Consider the following 16,079-nt stretch of genomic DNA (forward strand, 5'->3'; position numbering starts at 1 on the left):
GTGGCCGGCAGCGAACGGCCTTGTAGCCTGGGTCGGTCCCTACTCCCGGGTGGCGTTGACGTCGTCCGCTTCGAGGCCTGCGCCGTCCTCCACGTCGTCGAGGTCCTCGTCGTCGAGGTCGGCGTCCTCGTCCGACTCCTCGTAGATCTCCAGCGGGGTGACCTCTCCGTGGGCGTCGTAGAGGGCTTCCTCATAGACCTCGAAAGCATCCGCGATGGCGAGATAGGCGGCTTCGACGGCGGGATCGTCGTCCATCCTGCGCGTGGCGGATGCCGCAAGGTGCTCTTCGAGCGCGGTGACAAGGGCCTGGAGCGCGACACGCGGATCTATGCTCATGAGTTAGACGTTATCGGTAAAGTGGTCGAAATTGGAGGAATATGAGAGAGCAATTTCTGAACTCAACCGCCGTCCGCAAACGGGATTTCGGCCGCCAATACGAGTACCTGGTTCTCACCGTCAACGCCGGTGAGCCGGTGGGTGCGGCCAGGAAGGTCCTCACGGAACACGCCGAATACGGCAAGTGGGAACTTGAGCGCAGTTGCATCTATCTGGGCGGGGGCCGCCGCTACTGGCTGCGGCGCAAAGTACTGCGCGTGGAGCGTACCGCCTAGTCCTCCAGTGGACCCAGCCACGCCGTGGCCACCGTGTTGTGGGCCGAGTCCTCGTTCGAGGGGTGGAACTGCCCGGCCAGGGCGTCCCGGTGCAGCCGGGCGATCTCGCTGGAGGCCGCATACCCCGAACCTCCCGAGACCTGCAGCCCGGTTTCGGTGAGGGCGCGCGCTGTCTCGGCGGCGGCGGTCTTCAGGCCCACGAGCTTCGCGAACCAGAACGGCCCATGGTCGGTTCCCGCATCCAGATCCGCCGTCACGGCCCTCAGTTGGGCGTCGAGGGCCTCCAGCCGCATCGCGGCGGCGGCGATGCGCCGGCGCTGCACAGGGTCCTGCGCCGCGCTCGTGCCGCGCACCCTCGACGTGCGGCGGTGTGCCGCCTCGACCGACAGCTGCAGGGCGCGGTCGGCGATGCCGGCGTAGACGGCCGAGATCAGGGTCTCGAAGGCGGCGAAGACCGCAAAGATGAACGGATCGGCGTTCGGGCCCACCGGGAGCCTGCGGAAGATTCCGGCGGCGGGCACCTGCACCCCGTCGAGGCGGGTGGTGTTCGACTGACTCGCCCGCATGCCGAGGGGATTCCAGTCCTCGATGATCGAGACCCCCGCCGTGCCCCGTGGAACGAAGGCGTGGATCAGTTCGCCCTCACCTCCGGTCCCCTGCTGGGGAGCCTTGCCGAACACGCCGAGGCGCGTCCACACCGGGGACAGGCTGGTGAAGATCTTCGTCCCGGTGAAGGTCACGGATCCGTCCGGTCCCCGCTCGACCGTGGTGGTGGAGTCGAAGAGGACGGCGTCGTTGCCGGGTTCGGAGAGTCCGAAGGCGAAGATTTCGCCCGCAGTGGCCTCGGTGAGGATGAAACCGAGCGAGTCGTCTCCGCGGTCCCTCAGGAGCGCGGCCACGGCGGTCCACACGAGGTGCATGTTGATGCCCAGGGCCGTTGCCGGGGCTGCCGCGGCGAGGCGCCGCTGTGCGGCGGCGGCCTGGCGGATTCCCGCCCCGGAGCCCCCGTCGTCCCGGGCGCAGAACAGCCGCAGGTATCCGGCCGCTTGGAGGTCGGCGAGGTCCTCGGTGAAGAAGGCATTGTCGGCGTCGTACCGCGGGGCGCGCTCCCGGAAGCGTTCCAGGAGGGCGGCGGGCAGCAGCTCCTCGGCGGGTTCCACGGACGCCCTAGTAGGTGGTGAGCAGACGGTTCAGCACCCGGGTGCCGAAGCGCAGCGAGTCGGTCGGGACGCGTTCGTCGACGCCGTGGAACATGCCGGTGAAGTCGAGGTCGTCCGGCAGCCGCAGGGGCGCGAAGCCGTATCCGGTGATGCCCAGGCGGCTCAGCGACTTATTGTCGGTGCCGCCCGAAAGGGTGTAGGGCAGCACCTTCGCGCCAGGGTCTTCGCCGTGCAGGGCGTCGATCATCGAATCAACGAGGTTCCCGGCAAAGGGGACCTCAAGGGAGACGTCCTGATGCGCGTAGGAGACCTCCACCCCGGCACCTGCGAGCTCCTTGACGATCTCGAGGACCTTTTCCTGCTGGCCGGGAAGGGTGCGGACATCGATGAGGGCCTCGGCGGTGCCGGGGATGACATTGTGCTTGTAGCCGCTCTTGAGCATCGTCGGATTCGCCGTGTTCTGCAGGGTGGCCCCCACGAAGCGCGCCACCGTACCGAGCTCGGCGAGCAGCACTTCGGGGTTGTCCGGGTCGAACTCGACGCCGGTGAGCTCGGTGACGCCGTCCAGGAACTGGCGCGTGGTGGGGGTCAGTTCGATCGGCCAGTCGTAGTCCCCGATACGGGTGACGGCACGCGCCAGCCGCGTCACCGCGTTGTCGGTGTTGATCTGGGAGCCGTGCCCCGCACGGCCGTGCGCCAGCAGGCGCAGCCATGAGATTCCCTTCTCCGCCGTCTGCAGGAGGTAGGTGCGCTGCCCGCCGATGGTGGCGGAGAACCCGCCGACCTCAGAGATCGCCTCCCTCGCGCCGTCGAACACGCCGGGCTTGTTGTCCACCAGCCAGGACGCGCCGTAGTTTCCGCCGGCTTCCTCGTCGGCGAAGAAGCCGAAGATGATGTCCCGGCGGGGGCGGGTCCCGCTGCGCTGGAGGTGGCGGAGCACCGAGAGGATCATGGCGTCCATGTCCTTCATGTCCACGGCTCCCCGGCCCCAGATGAGCCCGTCGCGCTCCTCGCCGCTGAAGGGGTCGACGCTCCAGTCCTCCTTTTGGGCGGGGACGACGTCGAGGTGCCCATGGACAACGAGGGCCGGCAGCGAGGAGTCGGTTCCCTCCATGCGGGCAAGCACCGAGGCGCGCCCGGGTGCGGCTTCGAAGATCTCCGTGGCCAGACCCACCTCTTCGATCAGGCCCGCCGTGTATTCGGCGGCCGCCCTCTCCCCCGGTCCGGCGTTGTCGCCGAAGTTCGAGGTGTCGATCCGGATGAGCTCCTGGCAGATGCGTACGACTTCGTCTTCGGGCGTGATGGCCATCGCTGGGTCCTCCTCGGTGCAGGTTGCTCCCCAGCCTACCGAGGTGCCCGGTGTGCTGGGCCAACCTGAACCGGGCCGCCGCGCTGCGGTGCTCAAAATCCCCGGAAAATCGGGCTCGGGAGGCTCCGCCGATCCCTCGATTCAACTTCTGGGCCGATGTCGTGTTAGAGTTTTTTTCGCCGCTTTCGAAGGTTTTGAACCGGAAAAAGCCCACCCGCGCGGGTGGCGGAATGGCAGACGCGCTAGCTTGAGGTGCTAGTCCTCTTATTGAGGGTGGGGGTTCAAGTCCCCCTCCGCGCACAGTGGAAGGCCCCGGTCAGAGTAATCTGACCGGGGCCTTCTTGTTGCCGGATCTTGCGCTTGGATTTCGTGGGTGTACCCATCAATGCCCGGGTCCGAGGCCAGCAACGGCATCAAGCACGCCCCCCAAAGCGGAAAAGGCGCGCCCCAACGATCTCCTTCGGTCCAGTGAGGCGGTTGAACCAGTGCGCACCCTGAGAGGCGACCCGACCGCCAGGTCCACCTAGCGAGCGGGTACACCTAGCCGGGGACCGGTTCGGGCAGGGTCCGGTATTTTCGTCCGGCCAGGGAGGTCGCGGTGATCACTCCGGGCTGCGGTTGTTGGTAGTGCCACAGGCCCTCGCTCTTGAGCATGTGGTGTTTGCGGCACAGGTGGGCGAGGTTGTTGTGGGCGGTGGTGCCGCCCCGGGACCAGGGCACGGTGTGGTCGAGTTCGGTGCCGGCGGCCGAACGGTTGCAGCCCGGATGCCGGCAGGTTCTGTCCCGAACCCGCAGCCACTTCTTCAGGTCCGCCGGAACGGCGTAGGAGTCGCGGCCGACGCTGAGCACCGCCCCGGTCTCGGGATGGGTCAGCAGCCGGGTGAAGGACGGGGCATGGGCGGCCAGCTGGCGGGCGAGCTCGGGTGCGATGGGCCCATAGCCTTCGAGTTCGGCCGGGGCGTCATCGACCCCGAGCAGGGTCAGCACCGGCACGGTGACGTGCACCTGGGCGTGGATGCCGTTGAACCCCTCATCCGGCGCGGCCCGGCCGACCCCGACAGTAGGTCCGCCGACCGGGTCGGGACAGTGGTGGGTGAGCAGGTCGGTGAGCGCATCGGTGCGCAGTTGGGCCAGGGTCCTGGTTTCCTCGGGGCACTGCAGGGCCCGGCCGAGCCGGGTCAGTCGCCCGTCAATCGCCATTGCCTTCTCAGCCGGAAGGTACACGTTCAGCCAGGCCATGCCGTCGTCGTCGGGCCGGTATTCGACCCGACGGTTCTTCTCCGCCGACTGTGTCCGGACCGAGAGGCTCTCCGGGTGCATTTCCGCGCGCAGCCGGCGGGCCCGGTAGGCCAACCGGGCGGCCGTCGTCTCCTGCGCTACGGGAACGAGCTGCTGCTCGAAGTAGGGCAGGGCAAAGTCCGGGATTCCCGTGCACTCCTCGGCAATGGTGACCGCATGGCGCCAGGAAATGTCGCCGGATGCCAGCGCCTCGAAGGTTCGCGGGAAATGCTCCGAGAGCAGCCAGGCATGCTGGACGAGGGACCCGGCGGTGCGCTCGGGGACGCGCAGGGCGCACGCCACTTCCGCCGCGGCGAGGGTATCGGTCAGGGAACCGGCATCCATACCGCGCTGCTGAAGGCGTTCCCCGGTGAGGACACGGATGCGCTTGGTGAACCCCACGGTCTGCGCGTCGGCCCAGTTCTTCAGCCGCTGCAACGCCTGCAGGCCCTCAATGGCCTGCTCAAGATCGGCCGTTTCCGCCGGCCCGCCGGCGAGGAACTCCGCCCCAAGGACCCCCACGGCTGCCTCGAGCCACCCGGGGTGCTGCCGCGCCCGGGAATCCACCCCGGGTGCCTGGTGATGCGGCCCGGGAGGTGCCTGGTAGTGAGCCTCCGGGTCGAGGGTGTCCGCCCTTTCCATGACCCAACACTCTCATCCCGCACCGACATTTTCGGCCGGGAAATCGGGCGGGAAGCGAGCCGGAAAACCTGGCGCTGAACCCGCCCGGGAATCGAGTCGGCCGCGCGCCCTTCACGCCCGGCTGTGCCGCCAACACCTCACCGGCGCCCGGCCCCGCCGCGGACACCTCACCGGCGCCCGGCCCCGCCGCGGACACCTCACCGGCGCCCGGCCCCGCCGCGGACACCTCACCGGCGCCCGGCTCCACCGGGGGAACACTCACCGGCGCCCGGCTCCGCCTCCGTAGGAGCGTCGCCGCGCGCGGTTAGGCTGGAGATCATGCTGCCGTCCGCCACGACCCCGCCCGAACCCGTCAGGGTCGAGATCGTCTCCGACGGCACCCCGTGGTGGGAGGTCGTCAGTTCCTTCGGGCCGCTGGCCATTCTCCTGACGGCGGTCATCACCGGGGTGTTCGCCTGGCGGAACGTCCGGGACCGCCGGGAGGCGGACCAGCGGTCCCAGTGGTGGGCCCGGGCCGAGTGGGCCCTTGATGCGGCCATGTCCGAGGACCCTCCGCGCCAGGAGATCGGGCTGGGTGTCCTGGACAGCCTCGCCGCCAGCGACCTCGCCGGGCCCGAGGAGGTGGCGATCCTCGAGGTCGCCTGGGCACGGTTCCTCCCGTCGGAAGTGGACGGGGTTGACGGCGTGGGAGACAATGGAGCAGCAGAGGCACCGATGGTGGAGGAGGCAGGGAAATGAGCGCAACAGCAAGCCGCAATGCGAACACCGGGCGCCGCCAGCCCGCCGACCACCCACCACAGGGCGACGAGCAGCGGGTGCGGATCCGTGCGGCCCGCCTGAGGCTGACGACCGACCGGAAGCTGGGCAAGGAAACCCCCTCCTGGGTGAAGCAGCTGGCGAAGAAGCCCCTGTAGATCCATCCCCGGCCGGGCGCCGCGCCGGCTGTGCTTGGATTGGTTCCATGGCTTTTGCACCCCTTACGCTCACCGGTTCGCGCGTTGTCCTCGAACCACTCGCCCACCGCCACTTCCCCGGGCTGGTGGACGCCGTCCGCGATGGCGAGCTGTGGAAGCTCTGGTACACGAGCATCCCCTCACCCGAGGGCATGGCGGAGGAGATCGACCGCCGCCTCGCGCGCCAGGCTGCTGGCGAGATGCTTCCCTTCACGACACTGGATGCACGGACCGGTCAGGTGCTGGGAATGACGACTTTCTGCGACATCGACCGGGCCACGCCGCGCGTCGAGATCGGCTACACCTGGAACCGCCTCTCGACCCAGCGGACCGGCACGAACGCCGAGAGCAAGCTGCTCATGCTGACGCATGCCTTCGAGACCGAAGGGTGCGCCTCGGTCGCCTTCACCACCCACTGGCACAACCTCCAGTCACGCGAGGCTATCGCCCGGCTGGGGGCGCGGCAGGACGGCGTGCTCCGGGCCCACAGCCGCATGGCCGACGGCACCCTGCGCGACACCGTGGTGTTCTCGATCACCGCCCCCGAGTGGCCGGCAGTCGCCTCCGGCCTCCGCCACCGTCTCGACCGGACGCGCTGACCCGACGGGGCGGCAGCTCCTTCCGTGCGCCACCGGCCGGTTCGCAGAGCGGTGGAGCCGCTTGCCACGGTCGGCGCCTGCTGCCCGTAGGATCCGCTCATGCACATCACCTTCCGCGCCATGGGCCCGGCCGACGCCGACGCCGTTGTCGACTTCCTCACCTCCAATAGCTTCCCCTTCCATGTGCGCAGCTCCCCCACCGGCGACGACGTCCGACCGGTCGCGCGGGAGGGCCGGTTCTGGAGCGGGGACGCGCAGGGTTACTGGATTGAGGAGGCGGGGCGGAGCATCGGCATGGTCGTCCTGGAGGATCTGGCCGACGACGCGCCACTTTTCGACCTGCGCCTGGCCGAGGATCACCGGGGGCGGGGTGCCGGGACCGCCGTCCTGCGAGCGCTGTGCGCGCTGGTTTTCTCCACCATGCCCGAGGTGGTCCGCTTCGAGGGCGTGACGCGTGAGGACAACATCGCCATGCGCAGGACGTTCGTCCGGTCCGGTTTCCTCAAGGAGGCGCATTACCGGCTGGGCTGGCCGACGGCCGGAGGCGGCCGGATGGCATCTGTGGCCTACTCGATCCTCCGGCAGGACTGGGAGGGGAACACCGTGACACCGTTCGAGTGGGACGACCTTCCGGCCTGACAGGTTGCGCGCCGGGTTCAGCTGCGTCCGGCAAGCCTCTGGCGGAGCCAGGCGAGGACGGCGTCCCCCTGCTGCCGCTGGAACGTCCGGAGCGTGGGCAGTCCGGGCGGCGGCGGCTGGCGGGCGGCGTCGAGGAAATAGCCGGCGAACCCCGAGAGGACACCGTCGATGTCCTCCGGTGCCACCCCGGCGAAGACCGGGTGCGTTCGCAGGAGGTCCTCGACGTCGAAGGACGGGTCGAACACCCGGGTGTTGATCAGGACGCTCAGGGCGTCGAACCAGCCGGCCCCAATGCAGGCCCAGGGCCAGTCGACGAGGACCGCGGCATTGGTCGGAGTGATCAGGATGTTGTCGGCCCGGAGGTCCGTGTGCACGAGGCACCCGCCCCGGAGGGACTGCACCCCGTGTGCCGCAAGCCGCTCCAATCCGTCGAGGTTGTCCCGAACCCAGTTGCCGGCGTCCTCCGGCGGGTCGACCCGGATCCGGGCCCACCCGGCGAAATCCCCGGCAAGGTCCGACACAAGCTCGGGCAGTTGCCCTGCCGCGGGAGGAACCGGCGCCTGGGCCAGCTGGAGCAGGGCATCCAGGACAAGGTGCACCTCGCCGCGCTGCCAGGGCAGGTGCGGATGCCGTCCGTCGACGTCGCTGAGCACGAGGGCGATCCACTCCCCGTCGTCGAAGGTGCCGATCAGGGATGCGGCCGGCAGGCCCTCGGGCAGGACGGCGGTGACCGCCGCTTCCCTGCGGTGGATTCCCGGTGAGGTTGCATTGAGTGCCGGGCCCACCGCCTTCACGAATGCCCGCCGGCCGGTAAGGGTCACCACCCGGTCGGCGCTGCCGGGCGAGAACCCGCCCTGCTGGCCCGCGAAATGTGCCACCGGCTCCCCAAGGACGTTCTCCACGCCGGCCCGCACCTGCTCGGGCAGGTCGTTCCAGCCGATCCGGGGGCTCCACTGCGGTCGCATGCGCCTCATTATGCCTGCGGGGCCCGCTTGGAGGTACCGACGGCGCGGCGGAACTCCTCCCGCCCACCGTGAAGGGGCTAGGTTGGGCCGATGGGGTTGGAGACGGAAGCGTTCTACATCGACGGACGGCCAAGCGGTGCACTGGTGCGCCGGAGCGGAGACGGCGTGCTGAGCACCACCCTCGCCTTCCTGCTTCCGGAAGGGGACCTTGTCCACCGAAGCCAGGAGACCCGGTTCGCAGCGACCGTGCTCGACTGGAGCTCCTACCGCTATACGGACCACCGCGCCGGGAGCGACATCACCGGGTCACCCGCTGATTATCGGCAGGGCGCTGGTCCGCGGCCCATCCCGAGCTACGCGGCATACCCGCTCCTCGTCCAGTGGCTGCGTGCCGGGCGGAACCGGTTGGCCTTCCGCCAGTTCGTGGAGGACGGCGACGGGGCAGTCTGTGCCGCAGCTTTCACCCGATGGGGGTGGGAAACCATCGACACCCCCGGGGGCCGGCAGGAGGCGTTGAAGGTGGTGCTTGAGGTTGAGGGAGCGCCGGGGAACACCTTCTGGTGGAACGGGCAGGCGGTGGTGAAGTCGGACTGGCAGGGCGCGGCCTCCTACGCCGCCTCGGACCTGTCCCTGTTCCTTGAAGGACTCGATCCGAGGGTGCGCTCCGCCCTCGAGGCAACGCTCGATCCGCCACCGCGGCGGTGATTGAGCAACCGGCGTACTGCCGTGCCGGGGCGCCGCCGGCTAGGAGCCGGACGGCGGGAAGGACGGCGGCGGCGGAGCCGGGACGGCGGCGACGGCTTCGACCTCCACCAACTGGTCCGCATATCCAAGCACCGCGACGCCGAGCAGGGTGCTGGGCACGTCCCGGCCGCCGAGCCGTTCCCGAACGGTGTTCCAGACCCCGGCAAGATCGGCGCGGTCGTTCGTCGCGACGAAGATGGTTGTCTTCACCAGGTGCGAGAGGTCGGCGCCTCCGGCGGCGAGCGCGAGGACGAGGTTGTCCATCACCCTGGCGGCCTGCCCCCGGTAGTCGCCCACGGCAACGGTGGAACCGTCAAGGTTCAGCGGGCACGCTCCGGCGGTGAAAATGAAGTGGCTCCCCGAAGGCACACGGGCTGCCGCCGCATACTGGGCTCCCGGGTACAGGTCTGGACTGCGCACGAAGTCGGTTCCGCTCATTGCCCCACAGTACAAGTGCCCACCGGACAGGCGGCCCTGCCCGCCTCACATGAGCGAGAGCACGAAGGACAGCAGGAAACCGGCGGCGGTGCTCAGCGCCACCGCCGGCCCGCCGTTCTCATACGCCTCGGGCATCAGGGTGTCGGCCAGCGAGGCGATCACCGCACCGGCGGCGAAGGCGAGGGGGATGGAGATGGTCTCGGGGTCGCTGCCGGAGAGCGGCCCGGCCCCGATGAGGACGGCGAGTACGAGGAGGGCGGCGCACCCGACCCACAGCCCGACGACGGCCGCCGAGGACCTTCCCTGGCTGCGCATCGAGGATGCTCCAACGAGGGCCTCCGGAAAGTTCGACACGAAGATGGCCGCAAGGAGGGCCAGCCCACCGGTGCCCTCCCCCAGGGCGACGCCGAGGGCGACGTTCTCGGGGACGCCGTCGAGGGTCACCGCGGCGAGCAGCGCCATGCCCGCTGCCCCCTTGGTGGAGGCCGACGACGATGGGCGGTCCTGGGCGGCGGAGTCGGTGTCGAGCTTCGCGCTGCCCTGGTATTCGTCGGCCGGGGTGTCCTGCGACCCGGCCTGGGCCCAGCGGTCGAGCAGGGCGCTCAGCACGGTGAAGACGATGGCCCCCGCCGCGAGCCCGATGGCGGCCCGCCAGATGCCGCCGTGCTCGAAGGCGTCCTCGAACAGCTCGAAGGCAAGCGCGGTGATCAGGGACCCGGCGGCGAAAGACAGGAGGATGGCCAGCAGGCGCTTGGGCAGATCGAAGCGCACCCCGATAAGTGCCCCGAAGATCAGGGCACTCGACGCCACGACACCGAACAGAAGCGACATTGCCACACCGAAAGTATAGAAGTCGCCCGCCAGAGCGGAAGGGTTGAACGGTCTTGACTTCCCAGGCGGATCGGGCATGCCGGAGCGACACGTGTGCCGGCGCATGCCGCCGGCGCGGGCGGAGAGCAGGACCCTGCGGATTGCGCCCGGCGGGGTGCAGGCGCCTACCCCGCTGGGTGTAGTGTCAACGCCACGGAACCCTCTGGTTCCCCCTAGGGAGCGAAGATGATCCACACCTGCCCGCCACCGGCCCCGCCGGTGGCCTCCACCCCCTCACCGTCCGCACCCCGGGCCGGGGCCCCGGCGGCCCCCGCCGGAACCGGAAGGGCCTGAGCCATGGAGGAGCTGCGCCTTGGAGTGTTCGCACTCTCCCGCAAACCCGATGAACGCCGCCTTCCGATCCACCCGTATCACTTCGAACGGATCGACGCCGGACTGCGCCGGCGGATGCGTGTCGAGCAGGGCTACGGTGCCCAGTTCGGGCTCTCCGACGCCCAGTTGGAGCCCATGGTCGGACCCCTGCTGAGGCGTGAGGAGATTATCGCCTCCTCCGATGTCGTCCTGCTTCCCAAGCCGCAGGCGGCGGACCTCGCCTCCCTGGCGGACGGGCAGGTGCTGTGGGGCTGGCCCCACTGCGTCCAGGACTCCGAGATGACCCAGTTGGCCATCGACAAGCGGCTTACCCTGATCGCCTTCGAGGCGATGAACCACTGGGCGGCGGACGGCGGGTTCTCCCTCCACGTCTTCCACAAGAACAACGAGCTGGCCGGGTACTGCTCCGTCCTGCACGCCCTGCAGCTCTCGGGCCTCACCGGAGACTACGGGCGCAGGCTTACCGCGGCGGTCATCGGCTTCGGGGCAACCGCCCGCGGCGCCGTCACCGCCCTGAGCGCCCACGGCGTCAGCGACGTGCAGATCCTCACCAGCCGCGGCGTGGCGGCCGTCGGGTCTCCCATCCACTCGGCCCGCATCGCCCAGCTGGAAACCAGCCCCGACGCACCGCACCTCAGCGAGGTCCTGACCGAGGACGGCAGCGTGCCGCTGGCCCCCTACCTGGCCCGCTACGACATCGTGGTGAACTGCACCCTGCAGAACCCCAACGCACCGCAGATGTACCTCGAGGAGGCGGACCTGCCCCTGTTTTCCAGCGGCAGCCTCATCATCGATGTCTCCTGCGACCGGGAGATGGGTTTCAGCTGGGCCCGGCCCACCTCGTTCGCCGAGCCGATGTTCGAGGTCGGGAACCACGTGCGCTACTACGCCGTCGACCACAGTCCGTCCTACCTGTGGGATTCGGCCACCTGGGAGATCAGCGAGGCGCTGCTGCCGTTCCTCGGCAGGGTCCTGGGCGGGCCGGAGGCCTGGGACGCCGACGAGACACTGAGGCGCGCCATCGAAATCCGGGACGGCACCGTGGTCAACCCGGCGATCCTGGATTTCCAGGACCGTGACGCCCAGTACCCGCACCGGGTGCCGGCGGGACGCGGCTGAGCCGGTCAGGCCTCGAAGTGGGTCTTCGGCGTGGAATTGCCCGTCGAGGCGACAATGGCGGCTGCGACATCGCGGAGCTTCATGTTCCGGCTGTTCGAGGCGGACTGCAGGATCCCGAACGCCTCATCCTGGCTGCAGCGGTTCTGCCCCATGATGATCCCGACAGCCAGGTCGATCGTCGTCCGTGACTCCATCGCCGCCTTGAGGTCGTTCGCCGATTCGGTCAGGCGGGCCATGCGCACGGCCAGCCGCAGGGCCTTCGAGGCTTCATCGGCGAAGGACTCGGCCGCGGCGATCGCGTCGTCATCGAACGCATCGACGGTGTCGGAGTAGAGGTTGAGCCCCGCGTTCGCATCGCCCTCCAGCAGGATCGGGATCCCCAGGATCGAGCGGATGCCGTGGTCGGCGATGGCGTCCCGGTAGTCCGGGAACCGGGTGTCCTGGGTGATGTCCGTGACGTGGACCAGCTTCTCCTCCCGCGCGGCGCGCAGGCAGGGCCCGTCGTCGAAGTTGTACTGGATCTCGTCCATCTGCCGGGCATACTCGCTGCTGCTGGCAACGGTGGCCGATCGCCGGGGGCGCAGCAGGGTCACACCACAGAGCGTTTCACCGTGCCGTACCTCCAGGGTTGCCGCGGCGAGCTTCACGACCTCAGTCAGGAACTCCTCGACGTCGGTGCTGTCGAGCACCATGTCCTGGAGCAGGGTCCCCACCCGCTGGGTGGGTGCTGCACCCTCGTCCTCAGCCATACCCTTGCCTCCGCTTGTCTGCATTGCCCGGCACCCCCCTCCGACGCCCCGGGCGGTAGCCCCACAATAGTCCGGAACGCTCAGCCCGCGACAGGCCCCGGCCCCGGGGACCCGATTTTGTCCGCGATGGCCCGGATTCCAACGAGTGTTTCCTCGAATGACGTGGTCAGCGGGGACAGCCCGAGGCGGATGCCCGAGGGGTTCCGGTAGTCGGGGATCACCCCTTCAGCCCAGAGTTCGGGCACCATCGTGGCGAAGGCCGGGTGGTCGATGGTGATGTGGCCGCCGCGCTCAGCGGCAAGGCGCGGCGAGGCGAGCACCACCCCGGCGGGCCCGAGCAGGGCGTCGACGGCCTCGATGGCGAAACCGGTCAGGGCGACGGACTTCTCCCGCACGGCCCCGATGCCCGCCTTCTCCAGCACGTCGAGCATGTCCTGCAGGGCGAGCATGCCGAGGATCGGCGGAGTGCCCGACACGATCCGGCGGATCCCCGGCGCCGGTTCGTAGGACCGACCCATGGCAAAAGGATCGGCGCTGCCGAGCCACCCCTGGATGGGCTGGTCGAAGGAATCGAGGTGCCTTTCCGCCACATACGCCCAGGCGGGCGCGCCGGGACCGCCGTTGAGGTACTTGTAGCTGCAGCCCGCCGCGTAGTCGACACCCCACGCATCCAGCTCAAGGGGCACCGAGCCCACCGAATGGCTCAAGTCCCACAGCACCAGGGCGCCGGCGTCGTGCACCACCGAGGTGATGCCCGGCACGTCGGCGGCGTGCGCCGACCGGTACGCCACGTGGCTGAGCACAACGAGGGCCGTCTGCTGCCCGACGACGCCGGCCACCGCCTCCACGCCCGCCCCTCCGTCGTAGGGGACTTCCAGCCACCGCACGGTCAGGCCGCGCTCGCGGGCGATGGACTCCATCAGGAACCGGTCGGTGGGGAAGTTGTCACGGTCGATGACGATCTCGGTGCGGCCCGGCCGGGCTGAGACGGCGGCACGCGCCAGCTTGTAGAGCAGGACGCTGGTGGAGTCGGCAACGATGCACTGGCCCGGCGCGGCCCCGAGGACGATGCTCCCCAGCCGGTCCCCGAGCCGCTCGGGCAACTCCAACCACCCCTCGTCCCAGCCGCGGATCAGGCGGGACCCCCACTGATTCCGGACGAACTCCGCAAGGCTCCGTTCGGTCTCCGCGAGCGGGCGGCCCAGCGAGTTCCCGTCGAGGTAGGCGGTCAGGCCGTCGGCCTCATCGGTGATGAACAGGGAGCGGTACCCGGCCAGCGGATCCTGTGCGTCGAGCTCGCGGGCGCGCTGAAGCAGCGTGTCGTCAACCATGGGCCCAGTCTAGGGTGACTCCGGGTCCACCGCCTGCGGAGTGACCCAGCCGGTGAAGGACGGCCGCTTCGCTCCGGGCGACCAGCCGGTGACCTCGGTGCGGCGGACGGAGCCGTCGAGTGGCTCCCCGGGACGGACGGCGACGGCGAGCGTGCCCGGGAGCAGGGCCGGGGACAGGAAGTTCACGCCCCACGACAGCGCGTCCGGCGCCGCCGGCTCCGCCAGCTCCACCATGCGCGCGGCGAGATACACCCCGTGCGCGATGGCACGCTTCATCCCCAGCAGCCGTGCCGAGGGCGCGCTCAGATGAATCGGATTCCAGTCCCCGGACACGGCCGCGTAGGCGCGGCCTGTGTCGGAGGCCAGGTGCCACTGCGCCGTGGGCACCGGCGGGATGAAGGCGTCCCCGCTCCCCTGCAGGGCCGCGTCCATCCTGTCGCCACCAGCCGCCGGGCCCGCCCCCGGGGACCCGTCCGGCGCCGGATGCACCTCCGGGCCGGCGGGGGCGGTGACACCGCGCGCCAGGTAGACCGAGCGGCCCCTCCAGATCCGTTCGCCGTCCACCGACACCTCGGTGACGAGGTCCACCGAGGTTCCGGACCGGTGCGGGATCAGGTTTTCGGCGTAGGCCACCGACTCAAACTCCTCCCCCACGCGCATCGCCCTGGTCTGCACCACCGTGTTGCTCAGGTGGACCATGCCCAGCATCGGGAGCGGGAAGTCCGGGCGGGCCATGACGCTGATTGCGACGGGGAAGGCCAGGGTGTGGACGTGGGCCGAGGGAACGGCGTCGCGTGCCGCCTGTCCGATGAGATGCTGGAAGGCGGTGAGCCGCTCCCGGTCCACGGGGCCGCCGGAGGCCCGGTGGCGGACCTCCGGCAGCACCATTGCGGGACTGCGCAGGCCGGCCCGGCGCAGCACGGCGCCGAGTGCCGCCTGCCGGTACAGGCCCGCCAGGGCGGGCATCCCCGGAAGGAGAACCTCGCTCATGCCCCAACCAGGTTCTGCCCGCAGACCCGGAGAACCTGCCCGTTGATGCCGCCGGCCGGCCCCGAGGCCAGGAACGCGATGGTCTCCGCGACGTCCACCGGCTGCCCGCCCTGCTGCAGGCTGCTGAGCCTGCGGGCCGCCTCCCGGGTGAGCAGCGGCATTTTCGCGGTCATGTCGGTCTCGATGAACCCGGGGGCGACTGCGTTGATGGTGCGCCCCGACCCGTCGAGCCCCGCGGCGGTGGAGCGGACCATGCCGATCACCCCGGCCTTGGAGGCGGCGTAGTTGCTCTGTCCGCGGTTTCCCGCGATGCCGCTGGTCGAGGCGAGGCTGATGATCCGGCCCGCGGGCGAGAACACCGGGGAGGAGAGCAGCCCGTCGTTGATGCGCAGCTGCGAGGAGATATTGACCGCCATGACCGCGTTCCACCGTGCCGGGTCCATATTGGCAAGGAGCTTGTCCCGGGTGATTCCCGCATTGTGGACGAAGATGTCCAGGGTGCCATACCGCTCCTTCACGTGGTCCAGGATCCGGGCGGCGGCGTCGGGCACCGTGATATCGACCTGGAGCGCCGTCCCGCCGACCCGGTTGGCGACCGCCGCAAGCTGTTCGCCGGCAGCCGGCACGTCTACGACGACAACCGTCGCCCCGTCCCGGTGCAGGACCTCGGCGATCTTCGCGCCGATGCCCCGTGCCGCGCCGGTCACGACGGCGGTCCTGCCCGCCAGCGGGCGGGTGGGGTCTTCGGCATCCCGGGTGCCGTCCGCGGCGGGGGCCCCGGAGACGCCCAGGAACTGGCCGTCGACGTACGCGCTGCGCCCGGAGAGCAGGAACCGCAGCGCGCCGAGCGCGCCGGGGCTGTCGACGGCCGCCCCGCCGAGGAGCACGATGCCGTTGGCGGTGGCGCCGGCCCTCAGCTCCTTGGCGACCGAGCGCACAGCGCCGTCGACGCCCTGGCGGGCCGCGGCGGTGCCCGGATCGCCGGCTTCCCCGGCGGGCCGGGCGACCGAGACGATCCTTCCGCCCGGTGCCAGGGCACGGACGGCCGGGCCGAGTTCGAGCAGGGGCTCCGCCAGGTCTTCGGGACGCGAAACCGAATCGAGGACCACGACCACCGCTCCGAGCTTCTCCTCCGGGCGCAGGTGCCGGCGGACGTCCTGGCCCCAACCGAGCAGGGCCCCGGCGAGGGTGTCGGCGCCGGAGCCACCACCGAGGACGAGGACCGGCCCGGGGATCAGCGGACCGCCGGGGGTGTGGCGGCGGAGCACGGCCGGGCGCGGCAGGCCCAGCGCCTTGGCCAGGCGGCCCGGCAGCGGAGTGTTGACGAGGCCCAGGTAGGTATCGGCCAC

Annotated in this window: 19 protein-coding genes and 1 tRNA gene; 8 read left to right on the top strand and 12 right to left on the bottom strand. The window is 70.1% G+C overall.

Features of this window, described 5'->3' with window-relative positions:
• Positions 1-39: 39 nt before the first annotated feature.
• Positions 40-336, bottom strand: coding sequence for a hypothetical protein (locus ACX80W_RS03655; RefSeq protein WP_459280540.1), 297 nt, complete (start codon positions 334-336; stop codon positions 40-42).
• Between the two features lie 41 nt (positions 337-377).
• Here ACX80W_RS03655 and ACX80W_RS03660 point away from each other — a divergent pair, with 41 nt between their 5' ends.
• Positions 378-611, top strand: a complete 234-nt coding sequence (locus ACX80W_RS03660) for a DUF5703 family protein (protein ID WP_459280541.1) — start codon at positions 378-380, stop codon at positions 609-611.
• On the opposite strand, the gene ACX80W_RS03665 is transcribed toward ACX80W_RS03660, so the two are convergent.
• On the bottom strand, positions 608-1,771 hold the full coding sequence (locus ACX80W_RS03665; protein ID WP_459280543.1) for an acyl-CoA dehydrogenase family protein: 1,164 nt from the start codon (positions 1,769-1,771) through the stop codon (positions 608-610). The genes ACX80W_RS03660 and ACX80W_RS03665 overlap by 4 nt on opposite strands.
• Before the next feature lie 7 nt (positions 1,772-1,778).
• Complete coding sequence (locus ACX80W_RS03670) at positions 1,779-3,080, bottom strand: M20/M25/M40 family metallo-hydrolase (protein WP_459280544.1); 1,302 nt, start codon at positions 3,078-3,080, stop codon at positions 1,779-1,781.
• A gap of 216 nt (positions 3,081-3,296) precedes the next feature.
• On the opposite strand from ACX80W_RS03670, the gene ACX80W_RS03675 reads away from it, so the two are divergent.
• Positions 3,297-3,380, top strand: a tRNA-Leu gene (locus tag ACX80W_RS03675).
• Between the two features lie 240 nt (positions 3,381-3,620).
• Here the strand turns inward: ACX80W_RS03675 and ACX80W_RS03680 are convergent.
• The gene (locus ACX80W_RS03680; RefSeq protein ID WP_459280546.1) at positions 3,621-5,000 is read right to left on the bottom strand and encodes an HNH endonuclease signature motif containing protein; all 1,380 of its coding nucleotides are present in this window, start codon (positions 4,998-5,000) and stop codon (positions 3,621-3,623) included.
• 318 nt (positions 5,001-5,318) lie between these two features.
• On the opposite strand from ACX80W_RS03680, the gene ACX80W_RS03685 reads away from it, so the two are divergent.
• From ACX80W_RS03685 to ACX80W_RS03700, 4 genes are all read left to right on the top strand, one after another.
• Complete coding sequence (locus ACX80W_RS03685) at positions 5,319-5,738, top strand: hypothetical protein (protein ID WP_459280548.1); 420 nt, start codon at positions 5,319-5,321, stop codon at positions 5,736-5,738.
• The gene (locus tag ACX80W_RS03690; RefSeq protein ID WP_459280550.1) at positions 5,735-5,914 is read left to right on the top strand and encodes a hypothetical protein; all 180 of its coding nucleotides are present in this window, start codon (positions 5,735-5,737) and stop codon (positions 5,912-5,914) included. Before ACX80W_RS03685 ends, ACX80W_RS03690 begins: the two co-directional genes overlap by 4 nt.
• Before the next feature lie 47 nt (positions 5,915-5,961).
• Positions 5,962-6,552 carry a GNAT family N-acetyltransferase gene (locus tag ACX80W_RS03695; RefSeq protein WP_459280552.1) on the top strand — a complete coding sequence of 197 codons (591 nt, stop codon included), beginning with the start codon at positions 5,962-5,964 and terminating at the stop codon, positions 6,550-6,552.
• Positions 6,553-6,651: 99 nt separating this feature from the next.
• Positions 6,652-7,191 carry a GNAT family N-acetyltransferase gene (locus tag ACX80W_RS03700; RefSeq protein WP_459280553.1) on the top strand — a complete coding sequence of 180 codons (540 nt, stop codon included), beginning with the start codon at positions 6,652-6,654 and terminating at the stop codon, positions 7,189-7,191.
• A 17-nt stretch (positions 7,192-7,208) separates the two neighbouring features.
• Here the strand turns inward: ACX80W_RS03700 and ACX80W_RS03705 are convergent, their stop codons facing one another.
• Positions 7,209-8,156 carry a phosphotransferase family protein gene (locus ACX80W_RS03705; protein ID WP_459280554.1) on the bottom strand — a complete coding sequence of 316 codons (948 nt, stop codon included), beginning with the start codon at positions 8,154-8,156 and terminating at the stop codon, positions 7,209-7,211.
• Positions 8,157-8,246: 90 nt separating this feature from the next.
• Here ACX80W_RS03705 and ACX80W_RS03710 point away from each other — a divergent pair, with 90 nt between their 5' ends.
• The gene (locus ACX80W_RS03710) at positions 8,247-8,861 is read left to right on the top strand and encodes a hypothetical protein (protein ID WP_459280556.1); all 615 of its coding nucleotides are present in this window, start codon (positions 8,247-8,249) and stop codon (positions 8,859-8,861) included.
• 39 nt (positions 8,862-8,900) lie between these two features.
• Here the strand turns inward: ACX80W_RS03710 and ACX80W_RS03715 are convergent, their stop codons facing one another.
• From ACX80W_RS03715 to ACX80W_RS03725, 3 genes are all read right to left on the bottom strand, one after another.
• Positions 8,901-9,338 carry a RidA family protein gene (locus ACX80W_RS03715; RefSeq protein WP_459280557.1) on the bottom strand — a complete coding sequence of 146 codons (438 nt, stop codon included), beginning with the start codon at positions 9,336-9,338 and terminating at the stop codon, positions 8,901-8,903.
• Positions 9,339-9,383: 45 nt separating this feature from the next.
• Positions 9,384-10,175, bottom strand: coding sequence for a ZIP family metal transporter (locus ACX80W_RS03720; protein ID WP_459280559.1), 792 nt, complete (start codon positions 10,173-10,175; stop codon positions 9,384-9,386).
• 206 nt (positions 10,176-10,381) lie between these two features.
• A complete protein-coding gene (locus ACX80W_RS03725) occupies positions 10,382-10,507 on the bottom strand; it encodes a hypothetical protein (protein ID WP_459280560.1) in 126 nt (41 codons plus the stop codon).
• Between ACX80W_RS03725 and ACX80W_RS03730 the strand changes: the two genes are divergently transcribed.
• Positions 10,506-11,660, top strand: a complete 1,155-nt coding sequence (locus ACX80W_RS03730) for a N(5)-(carboxyethyl)ornithine synthase (protein WP_459280561.1) — start codon at positions 10,506-10,508, stop codon at positions 11,658-11,660. The two genes, ACX80W_RS03725 and ACX80W_RS03730, sit on opposite strands and share 2 nt — an antisense overlap.
• 5 nt (positions 11,661-11,665) lie before the next feature.
• On the opposite strand, the gene ACX80W_RS03735 is transcribed toward ACX80W_RS03730, so the two are convergent.
• The 4 genes from ACX80W_RS03735 to ACX80W_RS03750 all read right to left on the bottom strand — a co-directional run bounded on the left by ACX80W_RS03735 (position 11,666) and on the right by ACX80W_RS03750 (position 16,079).
• The gene (locus ACX80W_RS03735; RefSeq protein ID WP_459280562.1) at positions 11,666-12,409 is read right to left on the bottom strand and encodes an ANTAR domain-containing protein; all 744 of its coding nucleotides are present in this window, start codon (positions 12,407-12,409) and stop codon (positions 11,666-11,668) included.
• Between the two features lie 80 nt (positions 12,410-12,489).
• On the bottom strand, positions 12,490-13,740 hold the full coding sequence (locus ACX80W_RS03740) for a kynureninase (RefSeq protein WP_459280564.1): 1,251 nt from the start codon (positions 13,738-13,740) through the stop codon (positions 12,490-12,492).
• Positions 13,741-13,749: 9 nt separating this feature from the next.
• Positions 13,750-14,730, bottom strand: a complete 981-nt coding sequence (locus ACX80W_RS03745; protein ID WP_459280566.1) for a MaoC family dehydratase — start codon at positions 14,728-14,730, stop codon at positions 13,750-13,752.
• Positions 14,727-16,079, bottom strand: coding sequence for a 3-oxoacyl-ACP reductase (locus tag ACX80W_RS03750; RefSeq protein ID WP_459280567.1), 1,353 nt, complete (start codon positions 16,077-16,079; stop codon positions 14,727-14,729). Before ACX80W_RS03750 ends, ACX80W_RS03745 begins: the two co-directional genes overlap by 4 nt.

The organism is Arthrobacter melezitosi, from assembly GCF_054511055.1.